Genomic DNA, 1682 nt, shown 5'->3' with positions numbered 1-1682 from the left:
ACACGGCGTACCTCTCCCGAAACGAAGTTTGGGGAGAGGTCGAGCGACGCCGTTCAGGCGTACGCGAGGGTGAGGGCCGAGCATGGGAAAGGGCTAGGGTGAGGGCCGCCGCCACAACCGAGCCCATCAGCCGCTGAGCATTAGCTCCGGTTCCCCACCAGCCAATCGACAGGCTAGAAGCCTATCCCACTGTCCTCCGAGCACGCACCGGGCGGCTCGCGTTACTCCGCTAATACGAACTGAGTCCCTGTGGCCCTGAGCCCCTTTCCTCCTCCCCCTCCCCATGCCCACCGCACTCATCACCGGTATCACCGGCCAAGACGGCTCGTACCTCACCGAGCAACTGCTCGCCCAAGGCTACACTGTGCACGGATTGGTCAGGCGGACCAGCAACACGGTTCGATCAAGACTCGACCCGCTGTTCCACAACAAGGACGTCTACAACAAAAGCCTGTTCCTCCATTACGCGGACCTGGACGACACCACAACGATCCGACGAATCCTCGTCAAAACGCAACCCGACGAACTGTATCACCTGGCCGGGCAAAGCCACGTGGGAGCCAGTTTCGACATTCCCGAATCAACGTGCCAATTCACCGGAATGGGCACGCTCAAGATTCTTGAGATCCTTCGCGACCTTGAGAAACAACCGCGGTTCCTGCACATCAGCAGCAGTGAAATCTTCGGTCGCCCCGACGAGTCACCCCAGAACGAACGCACACCGATGCGACCAGTCACGCCGTACGGTGTGGCAAAGACTTTTGCGACCCAAATGGTCCAGCTCTACCGTGAATCGTTTGGCTTATTTGCCTGCAACGCGATTTGCTACAACCACGAATCACCACGACGAGGCGAATCCTTCGTCACCCGCAAGATCACCAAAGCCGCCGCTGAAATCTCACTCGGCTTGAGTGACGAAATCGTGCTCGGTTCTCTCGACGGACGTCGCGATTGGGGCAGCGCCCCCGAATACACGACCGCCATGCACCTGATGCTTCAACAGGACACACCGGACGACTACGTCTTGGCGACCGGGCAAACACACAGCGTCGAAGAGTTCCTCGACGCCGCGTTTCAAAGCGTCGGTCTCGATTACAAAGACCACCTCAAGCAAAACCCCAAGTACATGCGACCGGCGGAAGTCACCCGCCTGGTCGGCGACCCAACCCACGCCGAGAAACAACTCGGCTGGACCCCAGCAACAACCGCTCTCGACCTTGCCAAACAAATGACTGCCGCAGACGTTGAATCGCTGAAGCAACTAGCAACTAGCAACTAGCGTTTAGCTTCTAGCTTTTCATAACCCGCAGCGTCAGCAAGTACTCCAGCCTCCTGCCGGCTTTTGCCATAACCCGCAGCGTCAGCAAGGCCACTATCGGATTCGCCAAGAATCCGGATTCCACCTTCTCAGCCGCCGAGCGTTAGCTCCGGTTCCTTCACCACCATAACCCGCAGCGTCAGCAAGGCACACCACCTCCCCTCCCAACCCGCCGCGTTAGCAAGCCCCACCCGTAGCCGGATTCGCCAAGAATTCGGACCTGAACCCTGTGGGATAGGCTTCCAGCCTGTCGTCCCCACCAGTACCCCACCGCCCCAACCTTCCAACAACCCGTAGGCGACTCGCCCCTTTCGTCGCCCTCCAACCCGTAGGCGACAAAGGCCTCTTTGTCGCCCACTCCCCA

At 59.4% G+C, this 1682-nt stretch carries 1 protein-coding gene; it reads left to right on the top strand.

The annotated features are described in order from the left end of the window. Nucleotides 1-283 precede the first annotated feature (283 nt). Nucleotides 284-1279: a GDP-mannose 4,6-dehydratase gene (locus RE6C_RS24325; RefSeq protein ID WP_008660883.1), complete on the top strand. Its 996-nt coding sequence runs from the start codon at nt 284-286 to the stop codon at nt 1277-1279. Nucleotides 1280-1682 lie beyond the last annotated feature (403 nt).

It is taken from the genome of Rhodopirellula europaea 6C (assembly GCF_000338295.1).
Lineage (GTDB): Bacteria > Planctomycetota > Planctomycetia > Pirellulales > Pirellulaceae > Rhodopirellula > Rhodopirellula europaea.
This window is presented reverse-complemented; position numbering and strand designations above follow the sequence as displayed.